The sequence below is a fragment of the Halogeometricum limi genome, assembly GCF_900115785.1.
GTDB lineage: Archaea > Halobacteriota > Halobacteria > Halobacteriales > Haloferacaceae > Halogeometricum > Halogeometricum limi.
In genome coordinates this window covers 427,878-445,918 of the sequence record NZ_FOYS01000002.1, presented here as the reverse complement: position 1 = coordinate 445,918, position 18,041 = coordinate 427,878, and the positions used below count along the sequence as shown (strand labels likewise).

Below are 18,041 nucleotides of genomic sequence, written 5' to 3'. Positions count from 1 at the left end.
TAACCTCCACAACCGACCGACCGTGACTGTCACCGTTCCCGGCCCCACACTCGGCGTCGTCGGCGGCGGCCAACTCGGGCGGATGCTCGCCGAGGCGGCCGCGCCACTCGGCGTCGAGGTTATCGTCCTCGACCCGACTCCGGACTGCCCCGCCGCGCCCGTCGTCCGCGACCAAGTCGTCGGCGACTTCGACGACGAGGCGGCGTTCCGCGAACTTGCCTCCCGCGTGGACGCGCTGACGTTCGAGATAGAACTCGCCGACGCCGACCTGTTGGACGAGGTGGCCGACGAGTTCGGCCTCTCGGTCCACCCCTCGCCCGAGACGCTGTCTCTCATCGAGGACAAACTCGTCCAGAAGCGCGCTCTCGCCGACGCGGGCGTCCCCGTCCCGCCGTTCCACCGCGTCGACGACGCCGACGACCTGCGCGAGGCGCTCTCGGAGTTCGGGTCGGTGATGCTGAAGGCCCGGACCGGCGGCTACGACGGCCGGGGGAACGTCCCCGTCCACGACGAGAGCGACGTCGAAGACGCGATAGACGCCGTCGGCGGCCCCGCGATGGCCGAGGCGTTCGTCGACTTCGAGCGAGAACTCTCCGTCATCGCGGTACAGGGCGACGACGAGGTGCGCACGTTCCCCGTCGGCGAGAACATCCACGAAGAGGAAATTCTCCGCGAGACGGTCGTTCCCGCGCGGACGACCGACGAGGTTCTCGAACGCGCCGACGAGGTGGCCCGCGACGTGCTCTCGGTTCTCGACGGCCGCGGCGTGTTCGGCATCGAGTTGTTCGAGACGCCCGACGGCGACATCTCGGTGAACGAGATAGCGCCGCGCCCGCACAACTCGGGCCACTGGACCATCGAGGGCGCGCGCACCTCGCAGTTCGAGCAACACGTCCGCGCCGTCCTCGGGTGGCCGCTCGGTTCGACCGCTCGTCGCTCTCCGACCGTGATGGCGAACGTCCTCGGAACCGTCGACGAGGCGCGCCCGGCCCGACTCGGGTCGGTGGAGTCGGTCCTCGCGGCCGACGGCGCGTCGCTTCACTGGTACGGGAAAGACGAGGTGCGGCCCCTGCGGAAGATGGGCCACCTGACCGTGACCGACGAGAGCGGGGAAGCCGACGAAGACGCCGGCGAACGACTGTTGACCCGTGCGCGCGACCTGCGCGACGGCCTGACGTTCGAGTGAGACGCAGACCGACCACGCCATGACAGACGACACCACCACGACCGCAGACGACGTGACCGTCGAATCGCTTATCGACCGCCTACACCGGGAGGCCGACGCCGACGCGGACCCCGAGACGACGCCCGACGTCGGCGTCATCATGGGGTCGGACTCCGACCTCGACGTGATGCGCGGCGCGCACGAGGCCCTCGACGAACTCGGCTTCGCCGAACAGACCGACTTCTTCGACGCGCCCGAGGCTCGCTTCACCTACGAGACGTACGTCGTCTCCGCGCACCGGACGCCCGACCTGATGTACGCCTACGGGAAGACGGCCGCCGCCCGAGGTCTGGACGTGATTCTCGCCGGCGCGGGCGGGAAATCCGCCGACCTGCCGAACATGACCGCTTCCATCGCGTATCCGCTCCCCGTCGTCGGTATCCCCGTCCAGGAGAAGTCCGTCGACTCGGTCATCGGGATGCCGACCGGCGCGCCAATCGTCGCCGTCGACGCGGGCAAGTCGTTCAACGCCGCCCTCTCGGCGGTCCAGATGCTCGCGCGCGAACACGACGTGTTGGAGGAGCGACTACTCGAGTATCACGACTCGCTGACCGGCGGCGTCGCCCGCGACTCGCGGGACCTCCACGACCTCGGTGTGGCGGGGTACGTCGCCTCGCGCGAGGAGTAGTTAGTTCGGTCGGCAGTCCGTGCGACGAGAATTTTGTCGTCTTCCGTGATTTCCGGTTAGTTACCCGTCGAAACCGCCGGACGCACACAAATCAACGCTTATAGGGGGCCGCTTCTAACCTGCGGACGTCAGGGAGACTACGGAATGAGTGAATGGATCGCAATCGGTGCGTTGGCCCTCGTCGCAGTCGGCATCCCGCTGGGGATGATGGCGGCTTCGGCGATTCTGCGGCCGAGCGTGCCGGAGCAAGGAAAGAGCGCTACGTACGAGAGCGGTGAGATACCGACGGGTTCGGCTCGCGTCCAGTTTAATATCCAATACTACATGGTCGCGCTGCTGTTCGTCGTGTTCGACATCGAGACCGTCCTCATCTTCCCGTGGACGGTCATCTACCGCTCCGCGTTGAGCCAGGGCGCGAGTCTGGCGACCGTACTGCTGCCGATGCTCGTTTTCATCGGCGTGCTGGTCGTCGGTCTCGTCTGGGCGTGGCGCAACGGCGCCGTCGAGTGGGTCAAAAGCCCGCTGGCGAAGCGTCGGAAGACAGAGAGACAAGACGCATGAGTAGCGACCAGAACCAACCTTTCGTCACGGACGACACGCAGGTACAGACCGAGACACGCGACGCCCGAATGACGGGCGCAGACAACCGGTTCAACTCCAAACTTCGCGAGGCGTTCGGCTCCTCGCCGTTCATCCTCACGAAGTTCGACAAGTTCATGAACTGGGTCCGCGGGTCCTCGATGTTCATGCTGCAGTTCGGTATCGCCTGCTGCAGCATCGAGATGATGCACACGTACGCCATCAAGCACGACCTCGACCGATTCGGTGCCGGGGTCCCCCGCGCGTCGCCGCGGCAGGCGGACGTCATCATCGTTCCGGGAACCATCGTCTCGAAGTTCGCCCCGCGCATGAAGCGCGTCTACGACCAGATGCCGGAGCCGAAGTTCGTCGTCGGGATGGGGTCGTGCACCATCTCGGGCGGTCCCTTCCAGGAGGGCTACAACGTCATCAAGGGCGCAGAGGAGGTCATCCCCGTGGACATCCACATCCCCGGGTGCCCCCCGCGACCCGAGGCCCTCGTCTACGGCATCGCGAAACTCCAAGAGCGTATCGCCGAGGGCGAGTCCAGTCCGGTGACGGTCAAGCCGTACGAACTCGAACAGTTCGGCGACCTCAGCCAGGACGAACTCGTGAACCACCTCGCAGACCGAATCGACGAGGACGACCTCGTCATGCGCTACAACTGGGCTGATTCGCCATGAGCCTCGAAGAACCACGCGACCAGGGAACCGACGCGGTAGCGACGAAGCCGACGACCGGCGACGAAATCGCCGACCTCCTCGGTGACCTCGTCGTCTCGCGGGAAGAGCACGTCAACGCACCCGGGTTCGTCATCCGCCCGGACACCGTCCAGGAGACGCTGTCCCGTCTGCGCGACGAGGCCGGATTCGACCACCTCTCGTGCGTCACCGCCGAAGAGTACGAGGACCGGTACGAGTCCATCTACCACCTCACGAGTTACGACGACCGCACGCGCGAAGCGAGCGTCGTCGTCCCCGCGGCGAAGGACGACCCCCGCAGTCAGTCCGCCGACGCGGTGTTCCGCACGGCCGACTGGCACGAACGCGAGGCGTACGACCTCGTCGGCATCGACTACGAGGAGCATCCCGACCTGAAGCGGATTCTCCTCCCCGACACGTGGCAGGGACACCCCATGTCGCTGGACTACGACCAGGACCGCCCGCAGGTCGTGACGCTCAAGGAGTGGGAGAACCCCCTCGCCGACGACCACCGGGAGAACGAGGGCGACACGATGTACCTCAACATCGGTCCGCACCACCCCGCGACCCACGGCGTCCTCCACGTGAAGACGGTCCTCGACGGCGAACAGGTCGCCGACGTGGAACCCGACATCGGCTACCTCCACCGCTGCGAGGAGCAGATGTGCCAGACGAAGACGTACCGCCACCAGATCATGCCGTACCCCGACCGGTGGGACTACGCGTCGTCCGGCCTCCTCAACGAGTGGGCCTACGCACGCGCGGCGGAGGACCTCAACGACATCGAGGTTCCCGAGTACGCGCAGATCATCCGGACGATGGGCGCGGAACTCTGTCGCATCGCCTCGCACATGCTGGCGGTCGGAACGTTCGCCCTCGACGTCTACGGCGACTTCACGGCCATCTTCATGTACGCGATGCGGGACCGCGAAATCGTGCAGAACATCCTCGAAGACCTCACCGGTCAGCGGATGATGTTCAACTACTTCCGCCTCGGCGGCGTCGTCTGGGACCTCCCGGAACCCCGCGACGAGTTCTTCGAGAAGATTCGCGACTTCCTCGACGACCTGCCGGGCACGCTGGAGGAGTACCACGACCTCATCTCCTCGAACGAGATTCTGCAGGTCCGCACCATCGACACGGGCGTTCTGCCCCCGGAAGTCGCGAAGTCCTACGGTGCGACCGGACCGGTCGCGCGCGCCTCGGGCATCGACTACGACCTGCGCCGCGACGACCCGTACGGCTACTACGACGAACTCGACTGGGACGTCGTCGTCGAAGACGGCTGTGACAACTACAGTCGCCTCCTCTGCCGCATGCGCGAAGTCGAGGAGTCCGCGAAGATCATCCAGCAGTGCGTCGACCTGCTGGAGGACTGGCCCGAAGACGAACGGACCATCCAGTCGAACGTGCCGCGGACCCTCCGCCCGGAGGACGACACCGAAATCTACCGCGCCGTCGAGGCCGCCAAGGGCGAACTCGGCATCTACATCCGCGCGGACGGCACCGACAAGCCCGGTCGCTTCAAGATTCGGAGCCCGTGCTTCTCGAACCTGCAGACGCTGGCGGAGATGTCGCAGGGCGAGTACATCCCGGACATGATCGCGTCGCTCGGCAGCCTCGACATCGTTCTCGGTGAGGTCGACCGATGACGGCGCCACTGCAGTCTGATACGGTGTTGTTGCCGGAACGCATCGCGAACCTGCTGGGTCTCTCCGGCGTCCTCGGTGACGTCGTGGGCGGACTGCTCGGTGCCTTCCTCATCGCGAACCTCCTGTTGGTCCAGACGGCCGTCGCCGGACCGTGGGCCAAACGGAAGATTACCGCCGCGTTCACGGACCGTATCGCGGTCAACCGCATCGGACCGTTCGGTCTGCTCATCATCGTGGCCGACGCGGTTCGACTGCTGTCGAAAGAACTCGTCGTACCCGAACACGTCGACCGTCCCGCGTGGGACCTCGGACCCATCGTCATCCCGTTCTCCGCGCTGCTCGGATTCGCCGTCATCCCGATGGGAAGCGGCATCCACCTCGCGGACCCCGAGACGGGACTGGCGTTCGCCTTCGCGGCGGCGTCCATCGCCTCGCTCGGACTGGTGATGATGGGGTACGCCTCGAACAACAAGTACTCGCTGCTCGGCGGTCTCCGCGCCATCGCGGCGAACCTCGCGTACGAGATTCCGCTCATCATCACGGCGGCGTCGGTGGTCATCTTCACCGGGTCGCTCCAGATGTCCGAAATCGTCGCCGCGCAGACCGAACCGCTTCTCACCGTCGCGGGCGTGACGATTCCGCAGTGGTTCGCATTCGTCAACCCGTTCGCGTTCGTGCTGTTCGTCGTCGCGAACCTCGCGGAGGTCGGACGGAACCCGTTCGACATCCCCGAGGCACCGACCGAAATCGTCGCCGGATACCAGACCGAGTACTCCTCGGTCCTGTTCGTGCTCATCTACCTCGGTGAGTTCATCCACATCTTCCTCGGCGGCGCAATCGCGGCGACGCTGTTCCTCGGCGGCCCGGCCGGACCCGGCCCGGAGAGTCTCGGGTTCATCTGGTTCGTCGCGAAGATATGGGCGTTCTACTTCTTCACGCAGTGGATGCGCTCTGCGATTCCGCGTCTCCGCGTCGACCAGTTCCTCGACGTGGGCTGGAAGGGCATGCTCGTCCTTTCGTTCGCGAACCTGGTGCTCACGGCCATCATCGTGGGAGTGATAGCATGATCGGACTGCTCAAATCCATGGCGACGACGATGAAGCACGCACTGGACGGTCAGACGTTCACGGTCGAGTATCCGGACGTCGCACCCGAAGTGAGTCCCCGGTTCCGCGGGGTCCACAAGTTCAGCCAAGAGCGCTGTATCTGGTGCCGTCAGTGCGAGAACGTCTGTCCGAACGACACGATTCAGATCGTTCAGGACGACCAGCGAAACGGCGAACAGTACAACCTCCACATCGGACAGTGCATCTACTGCCGACTCTGCGAGGAGGTCTGTCCCGTGGACGCGATTCTGCTGACGCAGAACTTCGAGTTCACCGCCGACACGAAAGACGACTTCGTGTACAACAAAGAACAGCTAAAGAACGTCCCGTGGTACAAGGACATCGACCCGCTGAACTCCCGCGAACCCGACCGCGACGCGTGGATCGGCGAGGGAGACGGCGAAGTCGACTACCAGTGAGGTGACTCACTGTACCGACCGTTCGCACGTCCGCTCGGCCGACTCGCGACGATTCGGCCCCCGGACGTTCTCGAAATGTTCAAAGGGATTCCTCAAGGAGACACACACAATGGTTTATGAAACCATCGCGTTCGCGCTGTTCGCCCTCGTTACCGTGGGCTGCAGCCTGGGCGTCGTCCTCGTGCGGGACATCTGGCATTCCGCACTCCTGCTCGGGGGCGCGCTCTTGAGCGTCGCGGTGCACTACGTGATGCTGCAAGCGGAGTTTCTCGCCGCGATGCAGATCCTCGTCTACGTTGGCGGGGTGCTCATTCTGGTCACGTTCGCCGTGATGCTGACGCGTACGAATACGGAGGCGAGTAGTACATGACAACGAAACCGCAGCTGAAGCTCGGGTCGCATCTCGTGCCGGGACTGGCGGCCGTCGCGCTGTTCGTCGTGATGGCGGCGGCGTTCCTGACGGCGTCGTTCCCGCAGGTGCAGGGCTTCCCGGCCGACGCGAACATCACCGCCAGCATCGGCTACGCGATGTTCAACCTCGACTTCGGCGACGTACCCTCGGAGAGCTTCCTCGTCGCCTTCATCGTCATCGCGGTGGCGCTTGACGTCGCGCTCGACGGGACCATTCTGCTGGCGCGACGCGAGTCCGGCACCGCCGAAGGCGGGCTTATCTCGGACGGTGGGCGGCGACTGAAGCAGACGCTCACCGGGTCCGAAACCGACGAGACGGAGGGTGAGAACTGATGGTTCCACCGGAGTACTATCTGGTGCTCTCCGCGGCCATCTTCTGCATCGGCCTGTTCGGCATCCTGACGCGGCGGAACGCGCTGTTGTTCCTGATGTCGGTCGAGCTGATGCTCAACGCCGCCAACATCAACCTCGTCGCGTTCTCCTACGTGTGGGGGAACGTCACCGGTCAGACGTTCGCGCTGTTCACGATGGCGCTCGCGGCCGCAGAGGTCGCGATCGGACTCGGTATCATCATGGTGCTGTACCGGAACTTCGGCGGCGTCGACGTCACCGACGCGACGACGATGAGGTGGTAAGATGGCAGGAATATTCGACTTCGTTCCGGCGATCGTACTGTTGCCGTTCGTCTCGTTCCTCGTCGCGCTCGCGGTGGGCAACCGCATGCCCAAGGGCGGCGCGTTCGCCGGCATCGTCGCGACGGCAGGCTCGTTCCTGCTCTCGCTCGCGACGTTCTTCACGGTCAGTCAGGGACAGACGTACAATCAAACGATATACACGTGGGCGCAGGGTCTCGACGGAGCCGTCACCTTAGAGTTCGGCCTCCTCATCGACCCGCTGTCGGCGCTGATGCTCGTCATCGTGACGCTCATCGCGCTGCTCGTCCACATCTTCAGCCTCGGCTACATGAACGACGAGGGCGAGACGGGCCTGCCGCGCTACTACGCCGGCCTCGGCCTGTTCACCGCCTCCATGCTCGGGTTCGTCGTCGCCGACAACCTGCTCATGGCGTTCATGTTCTTCGAGCTGGTGGGGCTGTGTTCGTACCTCCTCATCGGCTTCTGGTTCCGCGAACCCGGCCCGCCGTCGGCGGCGAAGAAGGCGTTCCTCGTCACCCGCTTCGGTGACTACTTCTTCCTCGTCGGCGTCGTCGCCGTCTTCGCGACGTTCGGGACGGCGGCGTTCGCCGGGTCCGAATCGTTCCCGCACCTCGCCGAACAGGCGCTCGCGGGTGAAACGTCGGTGAACACGTTCGGCTTCGCGGCAGAGACGTGGTTCACCATCGTCGGCCTCCTCGTCCTCGGTGGCGTCGTCGGGAAGTCCGCGCAGTTCCCGCTGCACACGTGGCTCCCGGACGCGATGGAGGGTCCGACGCCCGTCTCCGCGCTCATCCACGCCGCGACGATGGTCGCCGCCGGTGTCTACCTCGTCGCGCGGATGTACGGCTTCTACGCGCTCAGTCCGACGGCGCTCGCCATCATCGCCCTCATCGGGGGCTTCACCGCCCTCTTCGCGGCGACGATGGGCGTCGTCAAGCGCGAAATCAAGCAGGTGCTCGCGTACTCCACCATCTCCCAGTACGGCTACATGATGCTGGGGCTGGGTGGCGGTGGCTACGTCGCCGCGACGTTCCACCTCATGACGCACGCGTTCTTCAAGGCGCTCCTGTTCCTCGGTGCTGGCTCTGTCATCATCGCGATGCACCACAACGAGAACATGTGGGACATGGGCGGGCTCAAAGAGAAGATGCCCGTCACCTACTACACGTTCCTCTCCGGGTCGCTGGCGCTGGCGGGCATCTTCCCGTTCGCCGGCTTCTGGTCGAAGGACGAGGTGCTGTACGAGACGCTCATCCACGGCCTCGGCGGCAGTCCGATTCTGCTCGTCGCGTACGCGATGGGCCTCCTCGCCGTGTTCTTCACCGGCTTCTACACCTTCCGGATGGTGTTTCTCACCTTCCACGGGAAGCCGCGTTCGCAGACGGCCCGTGACCCGCACGGCGTCCGCTGGAACGTCAAAGGACCGCTCGCCGTCCTCGGCGTCCTCGCCGCGACGACGGGTGTGGTCAACATGGTGCCCGTCGAGAAACTCCTCGGCATCAAGGGCATCGACTTCCTGCACCAGTGGCTCGACATGAGCCTCGACGGCCTGACCGCCCACCACTACGCGGAACTCACCCCGTACAGTTCCGCGTACATCGGCGGTGAGGCGACGACGGTGGCCATCGGGGCCGCCGTCTCGCTGGGCCTCGCTATCGCCGGTGCCGGACTGGCGTACGTCCTGTACAACGTCCCCGAGCCGACGGAACACACCGACAAGCTCGGCGGCATCAAGACGCTGCTGTACAACAACTACTACCAAGACGAGTACCAGGTCTGGCTGGCGAACAGCGTCGTCCGCCCCATCTCGCGCGGCGCGGACAAGTTCGACCAGGGCGTCGTCGACGGCGTCGTCAACGGCGTCTCCAGCGTCAGCCTGTTCTCCGGGAGTCGCGTCCGCCGGATTCAGACGGGGGTCGTGAGCAACTACGCCGCGCTCCTCACGCTGGGTCTGACGGTGCTGCTTCTCGGGTTCGGTCTGCTCGGAGGGTGGTTCCAATGATGATCGAAGCACTCATGGCGGTCACGTTCGCCGCCGCGCTGGTCGTGTTCGTCGCCCCCGACGAGTACGCCGGCCGGTTGGCGGCGGCGCTCAGTCTGCTCCCCGTGGTCGGGAGCCTCCTGATGTGGGCACAGTACGACGCGAGCGGTAACGCGCTCCTCGGCGGAGACATCGCGTTCGAGACAGACTTCGTCTGGCTGTCGCTCGGCAATCTGGACGTCCACTGGTTCGTCGGCGTCGACGGCATCTCGCTGCCGCTTCTCGTCCTCACGACGATTCTCACGACGCTGGCTATCGTCAGCGCGTGGACGCCCATCGACGTCCGCCAGTCGCAGTTCTACGGTCTGATGCTGTTCATGGAGGCGAACCTCCTCGGCGTCTTCACGGCGCTCGACTTCTTCGTCTGGTTCGTCTTCTGGGAGGCCGTCCTTGTCCCGATGTACTTCCTCATCGGTATCTGGGGCGGCCCCCGCCGCAAGTACGCGGCGATCAAGTTCTTCGTCTACACGAACATCGCGTCGCTCGTGATGTTCATCGGCTTCATCGCGCTCGTGTTCGGCCTCGGCGACTCCGTGTCGTCGATGCGCCTGCCCGAAATCGCGCAGGCGCTCAGGGCGGACCAACTCGGGAGCTTCGCCGGACTCAGCGCGGACGCGCTGAAACTCGTCGCGTTCGTCGCGATGTTCCTCGGATTCGCCGTGAAGGTGCCCGTCGTGCCGCTTCACACGTGGCTGCCGGACGCTCACGTCGAGGCTCCCACGCCGGCGTCGGTGATGCTGGCCGGCGTCCTCCTGAAGATGGGGACGTACGCCCTGCTTCGGTTCAACTTCACGATGATGCCCGACGTGGCGAAGGCGCTCGTCGTTCCCATCGCCGTCATCGCGGTGCTGAGCGTCATCTACGGCGCGATTCTCGCGCTGGCACAGCAGGACCTCAAGCGCATCGTCGCGTACTCCTCTGTGTCTTCGATGGGCTACGTCATCCTCGGCCTCGTCGCGTACACGACGTACGGCGTCGGCGGCGCGACGTTCCAGATGATCGCACACGGCCTCATCTCCGGTCTGATGTTCATGGCCGTCGGCGTCATCTACAACACGACGCACACGCGGATGCTCGGCGACATGTCCGGTATCGCCGACCGGATGCCCGTCACCTCGGGCATCTTCGTCGCGGGCGCGTTCGGCTACATGGGACTGCCGCTGATGGCGGGCTTCGCCGGGGAGTTCTTCATCTTCCAGGGCTCGTTCCAGTCCACCGTCCACTCCGCGATGCCGCTGTTCACGGCGGCGGCGATGTTCGGTATCGTCATCGTCGCCGGCTACCTGCTGTCGGCGATGCAGCGCACGCTGTTCGGGCCGTTCCGATTCGACGGCGACTACGAGGTCACGGAGGCGGCGTTCCACGACGTGGCACCCCTCGCCGTGCTCCTCTTGCTCGTCATCGTCCTCGGTGTCGACCCGGACATCTTCTTCACGATGATTCAACAAGCGGTTAATCCGATTCTCGAGACGGGAGGTGGGCTCTGATGGCTGGCGCACTCGCGCTCCAGAGCGGCCCGCTTCCGGACTGGACGGCGGTTTCGCCGGCGCTCATCCTCGCGCTGACGGGACTGCTGCTCTTCGTCATCGACAGTATCGACTCCGACTCAGACAACACGGTCCTCTTGGCCGGCCTCTCGACGGTCGGGTCGCTGTTCGCGTTCGGCGTCGCGGGCTGGTTCCTCGTCGAAGGGACCGGACAGGCGGCGACCGGCGGGGCGATATCGCTGTACGGTGACGCGCTCGTCGTCGACGGGATGAGCCTGTTCTTCACGCTCATCTTCACCATCGTCGCCGCGATGGTCTGCATCGCGTCGCTCGACTACGTCGCAGAACAGCGCCACCAAGCGGAGTTCTTCTCGCTCGTGCTGTTCGCCGCGACCGGCATGACGCTCATGTCGATGTCGAACTCGCTGGCGACGGCGTTCATCAGTCTCGAACTCGCCTCGCTTCCGTCGTACGCGCTCGTGGCGTACCTGAAGGACAACAGAGGAAGCGTCGAGGCGGCGCTGAAGTACTTCCTCATCGGCGCGCTGTCGTCTGCGGTGTTCGCGTTCGGTATCAGTCTCGTCTACGCCGCAACCGGTTCGCTGCTCCTCTCGGACATCGCCAGTTCGCTCGGCGACGCCGACGGGATGACCGGCATCCTCGGGATGGGCGTACTGATGCTCCTCGGCGGGTTCGCGTTCAAGACGGCCTCCGTCCCGTTCCACTTCTGGGCGCCGGAGGCGTACGAGGGTGCGCCCGCACCGATATCGGCGTTCCTCTCGTCGGCCTCGAAGGCCGCCGGGTTCGCCATCGCGTTCCGCGTCTTCGTCGAAGCGTTCCCGCTCGGGCAACTCCCGGCGGGCGTCGACTGGGTGCTCGCGTTCCAGGTGCTTGCCGTCGTCACGATGACGCTCGGTAACTTCGCCGCGGCGACCCAAGAGAACGTCAAGCGGATGCTCGCGTACTCCTCTATCGGACACGCGGGCTACGCGCTCATCGGCCTCGCCGCGCTCACCGCCGGCGGACCGAACGCCAACGTCCTCGGTGCGTCGATGGCGCACCTGCTCGTGTACGGCTTCATGAACACGGGCGCGTTCCTGTTCATCGCCCTGGTCGAGTACTGGGGCGTCGGCACGACGTTCGAGGACTACAACGGCCTCGGCGCGCGCGCCCCGATGGCGTGCGTCGCCATGAGCGTCTTCATGTTCAGTCTCGCCGGTCTGCCACCGTTCGGCGGCTTCTTCTCGAAGTACGTCCTGTTCTACTCGGCCATCGAGGCCGGGTTCTGGTGGCTCGCCGCCGTGGGCGCGGTCAACAGCGCACTGTCGCTGTTCTACTACAGCCGCGTCGTGAAGGCGATGTGGATAGAAGACGCCGCTCCGACGCTGGAACTCGGCTCGAAGCCCGTCGGCCTCTACACGGCCGTCATCTTCGCCGCCGTCGGGACGCTGCTGTTGCTCCCGGCGTTCCAGCCCGTCATCGAGACGGCACAAACCGTCGCCACGGCGCTCTTCTGAGCGCTTTCGGCGAAGAATTCCGATTCGGATTTTTTGCGTTCGGTTCGACGACGCGTTCGCGTTCGGTCGGAGACGCGCTACACCGCCTCCGAGAGCTGTCGTTCCAGTAACTCTCCGAGCGCGCTCGCGACGTCTTCGGAGCGACGCATCGTCAACCCGTCCGTCGTGACGAACACCCCGTGGTCGCCGTGGGTGATGCGCGTCATGTAGCCGTTCTCGAACGCGCGGATGGTGAACTGGTAGTCGCCGAGTTCGGACCCGCGGTAGGCGCGTGTCGCGTGAAACCCGTCCGTCTCGTGTTCGACGAATCCCGCCAAGTCGGCATCGGAGTCGAGGTCAGACCGAAGGTACACCTGCTGGAACGCCGAGGGCGTAAAGTAGGTGATACTTCGGAGACTGTCCCCGACGGCGGTTCGACAGGCGGCACGAATCGACTCCGAGAACTCGGAGTCTACGAGGTCAGGGTCGGCATCCATGACGTGCGTTATCACACGTGGACGAGTCATAATTCCATCGCCCGGACGAAACCGGCCGCCCGGGCGCACTCCGGCCGGTCGGACGGTAGGGTTTTGCCGGGGGGGAACCACGGGACGGACATGCAACGGCGGTTGGTCCTCGGATGCGGGTCGGCCGCACGGGGCGTGGTCGAGGAGGTTGCCGGGTGGCCGGGGACGCTGACGGTTCTCTCGCCCCGAAAGAGCGTCGTCGACTCGTTCCGAGAGGAGGGCGTCGAGGCGAGACGGTCCGCGCTCGACGACGAGGAAGCGTACCCCGACGCGGCCGACCTGGTGTTCGCCGCCAGCGACGACGCGGCGGCGAACCTCGAAGCGGTCCGGACGGCGGCCGAACGGTTCCCGGACGCGTACCTCGTCGCCTACGTCGGCACCGACGCCGACGCCGACGTTCGCGAGGCGCTCGACGCGTCGACGGACCGCCTCGTCGACGCGCGACGGGCGCTCGCGGACCGACTGTCCGAGTTGACCGACGACGACTCGGCCGAGCGTCTGCACCGTCTGCTCCGCGTCCTCAAGAGCGTCGACGGCACCCTCGCCGTCGTCATGCACGACAACCCCGACCCGGACGCCATCGCCAGCGCCCTCGCACTCGCCCGCATCGCCGAGAGCGTCGGAGTGCGAGCAGAGCCCTGCTACTTCGGCGAGATATCGCACCAGGAGAACCGCGCGCTCGTCAACCTCCTCGAAGTGTCTCTCACCAACCTCGAACGCGGGGCCGACACGTCGGGGTACGGCGGCGTCGCCCTCGTCGACCACTCGCGTCCGGGCGTGAACGACGGCCTCCCCGAGGACACCGAAGTCGACATCGTGGTCGACCACCACCCGCCCAGAGCGCCCGTCGAGGCCCGCTTTCTGGACCTTCGGCGCGACATCGGGGCGACGAGCACGCTGATAGCCGACTACCTTCGTCGCCTCGGCGTCGAACCCGGCGAGACGGTGGCGACGGCGCTCCTGTTCGGTATCCGCGTCGACACGCGCGACTTCACTCGCGAGGTGTCCGTCACCGACTTCGAGGCCGCGGCGTGGCTGGTGCCACACGCGAACCTCTCGACGCTCCAGCGCGTCGAGTCGCCGAGCATGAGTTCGGAGGTGTTGGAGACGCTGGCACGGGCGATTCAGAACCGCGACGTCCGCGGCGACGTCTTAGCGACGAACGTCGGCGAGATTCGCGACCGCGACGCCCTCGCGCAGGCGGCGGACCGCCTCCTCGACATGGAGGGGACCCGCGTGACGGTCGTCTACGGCTTCAAAGAGGGGACGGTCTACGTCTCGGGGCGGGCGCGCGGGACGGACGTGGACCTCGGTGAGACGCTCAGAGACGCCCTCGGCCCCATCGGCAGCGCGGGTGGACACGCCGACATGGCCGGCGCGCAGATTCCGCTCGGCATCCTGGCGGACGTGGGTGAGGACTCCCGCGAGTCGCTCTCGCGCGTCGTCACCGACGTCATCTCCGGTCGCCTGTTCGAGACGCTCGAAGACGCGACGCGGACGCTCGACGTGGACGAAGACGGAACCGACCTCGCCTTCGAGTTCCCGATGGACGAGTGGTGAACGCCGGGGCCACGCTTTTGACAGTCCCTCGCGTACCCCCCACGATGAGCGGGAAGGCGGCCGTCAAGGACTACATGACCAGAGAGGTACAGACGGTGTCTCCCACCGACACCGTCGCAGACGTGGCGAAACGAATCGTCGAGAGCGACGGACACAACGGCTTTCCCGTCTGCGACGGGCGGAAAGTAGAGGGGTTCGTCACCGCCCGTGACCTCCTCCTCGAAACCGACGACGCACCCATCTTCACGGTCATGTCCGAGGACATCATCGTCGCGCATCCCGACATGGCCGTCACCGACGCCGCGCGGGTCATCCTCCGGTCGGGTATCCAGAAACTGCCCGTCGTCGACGATGCGGGGAACCTCGTAGGCATCATCTCGAACACGGACGTGATTCGCTCGCAGATAGAGCGCGCGACGCCCGAGAAAGTCGGAAAACTGATGCGCACGCTCGAACAGATTCACGGAATCACGGTCCATCAGGAGAAGGCGACGGTCCACCTCGACGACCTCATCCCGACGCAGGCGCGCGTCTACGCCGATGAACTGGAGGGCCGGCGCTACGAACTCGACCGCGGTCTCGCGGAACCACTCGTCGTCATCGACAACGACGGCACCCTCCTCCTCGCGGACGGTCACCACCGCGTGATGGCCGCCCACCGCACCGGTATCGAGGAGATGGACGCCTACGTCATCGTCGTGGACGACCCAATCGAACTCGGGATGCAGCGAACGGCCGAGAAGGAGGGACTGCGGTCTATCGGCGACATCGACGTCGTCGACTACGGCCGACATCCGCTGGTCGAGACGACCCGCCGTCTCCAACGGGACTGACGCCGGTACGCACCGCTTACCGGTCGTCCACGTCGTACTCCTCGCGCCACTCCTCGACCAGCGCGAGCGCCTCGTCTTCGCTGTCGAAACGCTCTCTCCGGTAGCCGCGCCCCTCGTCGGACTGATAGAGGCGGTCCAACCGAACCACGAACGTCTCGTCGACGCGGCGACGGAGCCGAATCGTCGCGGTGCCGTCGCTTCGCTCCCACTCGGTGATTTGACCGTCCGCGCGGACTTCCTGCCAACTCATGGCTGTCCGTCCGCGACGGGCCTACCTGTGTCTTGCTCTCTGGTCCGACGGAGACGGCCGACGAGCGCCCACGAGCGACGCGAGGCGGTCCGTGGGGCGCTCTAGTCGAGCGCTTTCGTCTGCGCCCACGTGGCCGCTTCGACGCCCGCGAGGGGGCCGGTTCGAGCGCCGCAGTCCGGACACTCGGGGTAGCCGAGACTGTCGTAGCCGACGGTGTCGGCCCGTTCGAGTTCACCGCACGCCGCACACTCGAAGTACGAGGTCCATTCGAATGCCATGGGGTATCATGGGAGAAGACAGTCTTTGTTATCGACCACTTACCGCCGCGCGTGGCCCGTACCGGTGGCTTCATTCCCGGGTCGGCCCGAGTTCCGGTCGATGGGTGTGGACAACTCTCGGCGGGCGCTCGCCGTCGTCTTCGTCATCGTCTTCGTCGACCTGCTCGGGTTCGGCATTCTGATTCCGGTCATCCCCCTGTACGCGCTCTCGTTCGGCGCGACGGAGTTCGTCGGCAGTCTCCTCATCGCCTCCTACTCCGCGATGCAGTTTCTCGCAGCCCCCTTCCTCGGCCGCCTGTCGGACACCCGTGGCCGTCGTCCCGTCCTCTTGCTCTCGCTCACCGGGTCCGTCCTCGCGTGGACGCTGTTCGGCCTCGCTGGGTCGCTGGCCGTCCTCTTCTTCGCGCGGATGCTCGCCGGTGCGATGGGCGGCAACATCGCCACCGCGCAGGCGTACATCGCCGACGTGACGCCGCCGGAAGAGCGCGCTCGGGGACTCGGACTCCTCGGCGCGGCGTTCGGCCTCGGCTTCATTTTCGGCCCCGCGATGGGAGGGTTCTTCGCCAGCGACGCCGTCGTCACCGCCGCGCAGTCCGTGTTTCCGGCGTGGCTCCCGGCGACGGAGTTCTCGCTGCCCAGTTTCGCCGCCGCCGCCATCACCGCCTCGAACCTCGTCGCCGCGTACTTCCTCCTCCCCGAATCTCGCCCGCCGGAGGCCCGTGGAGAGAGCCGTGCGGAAGAACGCGAGTCGCGCGTCGCGGAACTGTTGGCCGCCCTGCGAACGCCCGCGCTCGGAACGCTCGTCGTCGCCTTCTTCCTCGTCTCGTTCGCCTTCTCGGCGCTGGAGAGTCAGTTCATCTTTCTCACGAACGAGCAGTACGGCTACGGCGCGACGGAGAACGCCCTGCTTCTCACCTACTTCGGCGTCGTCATCGCCGTCGTTCAGGGCGGCCTCATCGGCCCGCTCACGGACCGCTACGGCGAGTACCGCGTCGCCATCGCGGGCGCGGCGATACAGGTGTTCACCCTCGCCGCCGTCCCGTTCGCGCCGAAAATCGGGTCGTACCTCCCGGCCGTCGGCCCCCTCCTCCCCGTCGGTCCGACGCTCCCCGCCGCCATCGTCGCCCTCGCTCTCGTCGTGACGCCGCTGGCGTTCGGCAACGCCATCACGAACGTCTCTCTGAACACCCTCGTCTCGCGTTCGGCGACGGCCGACGACCAGGGCGGCGCGTTCGGACTCACCCAGAGCGCCGGCAGTCTCGCGCGGACGTTCGGCCCCGCACTCGCCGGACTGCTCTACACGGGTGTCGACTTCTGGGCCCCGTTCGTCCTCGGCGGCGCGTTGATGATACCCATCGTCGCCCTCCTGTTGCGACTGGACGCGTCGCTACTGGTCGGTCAGGGTGAGTCGAGAGACGCGGAGTCGGTGGACTGAACGCGGTCGGTCTCGACTCGTGACGGATGACGACGCCGCCGGACCCCGCGCCGGCGAGACGAGTCAGTCCGGGAGCAACGCAGATTATCTCCACCGGCGACGTACCTGTCAGCGAAATATTATGGCTCTCTTCGGGCGTAGACGAACGGTCTCGAGCGACGTGGTCGAACCGAACCGAATCACCGAGACGTTAGAGAAGTTCGGAAGCGACGCGACGGACGCGATACGGTCGGCCAGTCGGTACGACGACACCGAGGAGTGGGTCGTCCACCAGGCGCGGAAGTCGTTCGTTGCAGGCGCGGGTGCGGGTGCAGTCCCCGGCGCGTATTGGGTTCTCGGACCCGTGGACGTCATCTACCTCGTTCGGACGATGATGACGACTGCGTGGGGTGTCGGAGTGATACGCGGTTGTTCGATAGATGCCGCCACCGACTTAGCGTTGATTCTCGCCGTCTGGTCCGGACACGTCGACCCCGCGGACGTGCGGATGCAGTTGGCCAGAGAGTCTATCGTCGAGTTCCGAGACAGTCAGCACGGAGTCTCCAGACAGTTCCTCAAGAAAGTCTCGACGAAAGTGGCTGCGAAGATCGGCGCGAAGGTGGCGGGAAAAGTCGTCGGTCACCACATCCCCGTCGTCGGACCGATAGCCTGTGGCGGCGTCAACGCCTACTTCGTCCGGTCGATAGCGGACGTCGCCGAGCACTACTACGCCGAAAAGGAGGCGTTCTCGACGTACTGAGCGGAGCGGACGAGGTTG

The 18,041-nt window shown here is 65.8% G+C and carries 20 protein-coding genes; 17 read left to right on the top strand and 3 right to left on the bottom strand.

Annotated features, from left to right (window positions below; genetic code table 11):
* The first annotated feature begins 22 nt into the window (after nucleotides 1–22).
* The 13 genes from BM282_RS07205 to BM282_RS07145 all read left to right on the top strand — a co-directional run bounded on the left by BM282_RS07205 (nucleotide 23) and on the right by BM282_RS07145 (nucleotide 12,422).
* Entirely contained in the window at nucleotides 23–1,186 is a 1,164-nt protein-coding gene (locus tag BM282_RS07205) for a 5-(carboxyamino)imidazole ribonucleotide synthase (RefSeq protein ID WP_089878582.1), read from the top strand.
* A gap of 19 nt (nucleotides 1,187–1,205) precedes the next feature.
* Entirely contained in the window at nucleotides 1,206–1,853 is a 648-nt protein-coding gene (gene purE, locus BM282_RS07200; protein WP_089878580.1) for a 5-(carboxyamino)imidazole ribonucleotide mutase, read from the top strand.
* A 144-nt stretch (nucleotides 1,854–1,997) separates the two neighbouring features.
* The gene (locus tag BM282_RS07195) at nucleotides 1,998–2,414 is read left to right on the top strand and encodes an NADH-quinone oxidoreductase subunit A (RefSeq protein WP_089878576.1); all 417 of its coding nucleotides are present in this window, start codon (nucleotides 1,998–2,000) and stop codon (nucleotides 2,412–2,414) included.
* Nucleotides 2,411–3,115, top strand: a complete 705-nt coding sequence (locus BM282_RS07190; RefSeq protein ID WP_089878574.1) for an NADH-quinone oxidoreductase subunit B — start codon at nucleotides 2,411–2,413, stop codon at nucleotides 3,113–3,115. The genes BM282_RS07195 and BM282_RS07190 overlap by 4 nt, the downstream gene beginning before the upstream one ends.
* A complete protein-coding gene (locus BM282_RS07185) occupies nucleotides 3,112–4,785 on the top strand; it encodes an NADH-quinone oxidoreductase subunit D (RefSeq protein ID WP_089878571.1) in 1,674 nt (557 codons plus the stop codon). Before BM282_RS07190 ends, BM282_RS07185 begins: the two co-directional genes overlap by 4 nt.
* Nucleotides 4,782–5,852 (top strand): complex I subunit 1/NuoH family protein, encoded by a 1,071-nt coding sequence (locus BM282_RS07180; protein WP_089878569.1) that lies wholly within the window; start codon nucleotides 4,782–4,784, stop codon nucleotides 5,850–5,852. The genes BM282_RS07185 and BM282_RS07180 overlap by 4 nt, the downstream gene beginning before the upstream one ends.
* Nucleotides 5,849–6,310, top strand: a complete 462-nt coding sequence (locus tag BM282_RS07175) for a NuoI/complex I 23 kDa subunit family protein (protein ID WP_089878567.1) — start codon at nucleotides 5,849–5,851, stop codon at nucleotides 6,308–6,310. Before BM282_RS07180 ends, BM282_RS07175 begins: the two co-directional genes overlap by 4 nt.
* 109 nt (nucleotides 6,311–6,419) lie before the next feature.
* Nucleotides 6,420–6,680: an NADH-quinone oxidoreductase subunit J gene (locus tag BM282_RS07170; protein WP_089878564.1), complete on the top strand. Its 261-nt coding sequence runs from the start codon at nucleotides 6,420–6,422 to the stop codon at nucleotides 6,678–6,680.
* A complete protein-coding gene (locus BM282_RS07165) occupies nucleotides 6,677–7,054 on the top strand; it encodes a proton-conducting membrane transporter (RefSeq protein ID WP_089878560.1) in 378 nt (125 codons plus the stop codon). The genes BM282_RS07170 and BM282_RS07165 overlap by 4 nt, the downstream gene beginning before the upstream one ends.
* Complete coding sequence (gene nuoK, locus BM282_RS07160; RefSeq protein ID WP_089878557.1) at nucleotides 7,054–7,356, top strand: NADH-quinone oxidoreductase subunit NuoK; 303 nt, start codon at nucleotides 7,054–7,056, stop codon at nucleotides 7,354–7,356. The genes BM282_RS07165 and nuoK overlap by 1 nt, the downstream gene beginning before the upstream one ends.
* Nucleotide 7,357: 1 nt before the next feature.
* A complete protein-coding gene (nuoL, locus tag BM282_RS07155; RefSeq protein WP_089878554.1) occupies nucleotides 7,358–9,379 on the top strand; it encodes an NADH-quinone oxidoreductase subunit L in 2,022 nt (673 codons plus the stop codon).
* On the top strand, nucleotides 9,376–10,905 hold the full coding sequence (locus BM282_RS07150; RefSeq protein WP_089878551.1) for a complex I subunit 4 family protein: 1,530 nt from the start codon (nucleotides 9,376–9,378) through the stop codon (nucleotides 10,903–10,905). The genes nuoL and BM282_RS07150 overlap by 4 nt, the downstream gene beginning before the upstream one ends.
* Nucleotides 10,905–12,422 (top strand): NADH-quinone oxidoreductase subunit N, encoded by a 1,518-nt coding sequence (locus BM282_RS07145; protein WP_089878548.1) that lies wholly within the window; start codon nucleotides 10,905–10,907, stop codon nucleotides 12,420–12,422. The genes BM282_RS07150 and BM282_RS07145 overlap by 1 nt, the downstream gene beginning before the upstream one ends.
* 77 nt (nucleotides 12,423–12,499) lie before the next feature.
* Here BM282_RS07145 and BM282_RS07140 read toward each other — a convergent pair whose 3' ends face one another.
* Nucleotides 12,500–12,898: a DUF7522 family protein gene (locus BM282_RS07140; RefSeq protein ID WP_089878545.1), complete on the bottom strand. Its 399-nt coding sequence runs from the start codon at nucleotides 12,896–12,898 to the stop codon at nucleotides 12,500–12,502.
* A 120-nt stretch (nucleotides 12,899–13,018) separates the two neighbouring features.
* On the opposite strand from BM282_RS07140, the gene BM282_RS07135 reads away from it, so the two are divergent.
* Complete coding sequence (locus BM282_RS07135) at nucleotides 13,019–14,488, top strand: DHH family phosphoesterase (RefSeq protein ID WP_089878542.1); 1,470 nt, start codon at nucleotides 13,019–13,021, stop codon at nucleotides 14,486–14,488.
* Nucleotides 14,489–14,532: 44 nt separating this feature from the next.
* Entirely contained in the window at nucleotides 14,533–15,321 is a 789-nt protein-coding gene (locus tag BM282_RS07130; protein ID WP_089878517.1) for a CBS domain-containing protein, read from the top strand.
* A 16-nt stretch (nucleotides 15,322–15,337) separates the two neighbouring features.
* Here the strand turns inward: BM282_RS07130 and BM282_RS07125 are convergent, their stop codons facing one another.
* Both BM282_RS07125 and BM282_RS18465 read right to left on the bottom strand, forming a co-directional pair.
* Nucleotides 15,338–15,571, bottom strand: a complete 234-nt coding sequence (locus tag BM282_RS07125) for a DUF7543 family protein (protein ID WP_089878515.1) — start codon at nucleotides 15,569–15,571, stop codon at nucleotides 15,338–15,340.
* 101 nt (nucleotides 15,572–15,672) lie between these two features.
* The gene (locus BM282_RS18465; protein WP_175501421.1) at nucleotides 15,673–15,849 is read right to left on the bottom strand and encodes a hypothetical protein; all 177 of its coding nucleotides are present in this window, start codon (nucleotides 15,847–15,849) and stop codon (nucleotides 15,673–15,675) included.
* Nucleotides 15,850–15,949: 100 nt separating this feature from the next.
* Between BM282_RS18465 and BM282_RS07120 the strand changes: the two genes are divergently transcribed.
* Both BM282_RS07120 and BM282_RS07115 read left to right on the top strand, forming a co-directional pair.
* Entirely contained in the window at nucleotides 15,950–17,284 is a 1,335-nt protein-coding gene (locus BM282_RS07120) for an MFS transporter (protein WP_089878512.1), read from the top strand.
* Between the two features lie 160 nt (nucleotides 17,285–17,444).
* Nucleotides 17,445–18,023: an EcsC family protein gene (locus tag BM282_RS07115; protein ID WP_175501419.1), complete on the top strand. Its 579-nt coding sequence runs from the start codon at nucleotides 17,445–17,447 to the stop codon at nucleotides 18,021–18,023.
* Nucleotides 18,024–18,041: the final 18 nt, after the last annotated feature.

Coding starts and splice junctions, on each gene's coding strand:
- purE (WP_089878580.1), top strand. CDS start 1,206: ATGACAGACGACACCACCACGACCGCAGACGACGTGACCGTCGAATCG.
- BM282_RS07195 (WP_089878576.1), top strand. CDS start 1,998: ATGAGTGAATGGATCGCAATCGGTGCGTTGGCCCTCGTCGCAGTCGGC.
- BM282_RS07190 (WP_089878574.1), top strand. CDS start 2,411: ATGAGTAGCGACCAGAACCAACCTTTCGTCACGGACGACACGCAGGTA.
- BM282_RS07185 (WP_089878571.1), top strand. CDS start 3,112: ATGAGCCTCGAAGAACCACGCGACCAGGGAACCGACGCGGTAGCGACG.
- BM282_RS07180 (WP_089878569.1), top strand. CDS start 4,782: ATGACGGCGCCACTGCAGTCTGATACGGTGTTGTTGCCGGAACGCATC.
- BM282_RS07175 (WP_089878567.1), top strand. CDS start 5,849: ATGATCGGACTGCTCAAATCCATGGCGACGACGATGAAGCACGCACTG.
- BM282_RS07170 (WP_089878564.1), top strand. CDS start 6,420: ATGGTTTATGAAACCATCGCGTTCGCGCTGTTCGCCCTCGTTACCGTG.
- BM282_RS07165 (WP_089878560.1), top strand. CDS start 6,677: ATGACAACGAAACCGCAGCTGAAGCTCGGGTCGCATCTCGTGCCGGGA.
- nuoK (WP_089878557.1), top strand. CDS start 7,054: ATGGTTCCACCGGAGTACTATCTGGTGCTCTCCGCGGCCATCTTCTGC.
- nuoL (WP_089878554.1), top strand. CDS start 7,358: ATGGCAGGAATATTCGACTTCGTTCCGGCGATCGTACTGTTGCCGTTC.
- BM282_RS07150 (WP_089878551.1), top strand. CDS start 9,376: ATGATGATCGAAGCACTCATGGCGGTCACGTTCGCCGCCGCGCTGGTC.
- BM282_RS07145 (WP_089878548.1), top strand. CDS start 10,905: ATGGCTGGCGCACTCGCGCTCCAGAGCGGCCCGCTTCCGGACTGGACG.
- BM282_RS07140 (WP_089878545.1), bottom strand. CDS start 12,898: ATGGATGCCGACCCTGACCTCGTAGACTCCGAGTTCTCGGAGTCGATT.
- BM282_RS07135 (WP_089878542.1), top strand. CDS start 13,019: ATGCAACGGCGGTTGGTCCTCGGATGCGGGTCGGCCGCACGGGGCGTG.
- BM282_RS07130 (WP_089878517.1), top strand. CDS start 14,533: ATGAGCGGGAAGGCGGCCGTCAAGGACTACATGACCAGAGAGGTACAG.
- BM282_RS07125 (WP_089878515.1), bottom strand. CDS start 15,571: ATGAGTTGGCAGGAAGTCCGCGCGGACGGTCAAATCACCGAGTGGGAG.
- BM282_RS18465 (WP_175501421.1), bottom strand. CDS start 15,849: ATGGCATTCGAATGGACCTCGTACTTCGAGTGTGCGGCGTGCGGTGAA.
- BM282_RS07120 (WP_089878512.1), top strand. CDS start 15,950: ATGGGTGTGGACAACTCTCGGCGGGCGCTCGCCGTCGTCTTCGTCATC.